The organism is Pseudomonas sp. SIMBA_068 (genome assembly GCF_046534705.1).
Classification (GTDB): Bacteria; Pseudomonadota; Gammaproteobacteria; order Pseudomonadales; family Pseudomonadaceae; genus Aquipseudomonas; species Aquipseudomonas putida.
In genome coordinates, this window is sequence record NZ_JAWRYI010000972.1 from 1 (window position 1) to 256 (window position 256).

1 protein-coding gene is annotated in these 256 nt (G+C 66.8%); it reads right to left on the bottom strand.

Annotation, left to right across the window (positions count from 1 at the left end; translation table 11 throughout):
* Positions 1-256: RNA-binding S4 domain-containing protein (locus SB756_RS32320; protein ID WP_410913534.1), on the bottom strand; the 256-nt coding region annotated here is incomplete at both ends.

The window sequence follows — 256 nt, forward strand, 5'->3', positions numbered from 1 at the left end:
GCACCAGCCTTGCGCTGGGCCGCAGCGGCTTCGCGCTTGGCGATGCTGGCCTCGGTTTCCGCGTACAGAGCCTGCGCTTCAGGAGCGCCACGGCGGACGATGGACAGGGCCTGGACCACCACGGTGCGTTCGTCGAAGCCGGCGCGAATCTGGTATTCATCGCCTACCCGCGGCTCCTTGCCCGGTTTGCAGCGCTCGCCCCGGTGATGCACCTTGCCGCTTTCAATCGCTGTCTTGGCCAGGGCACGAGTCTTGT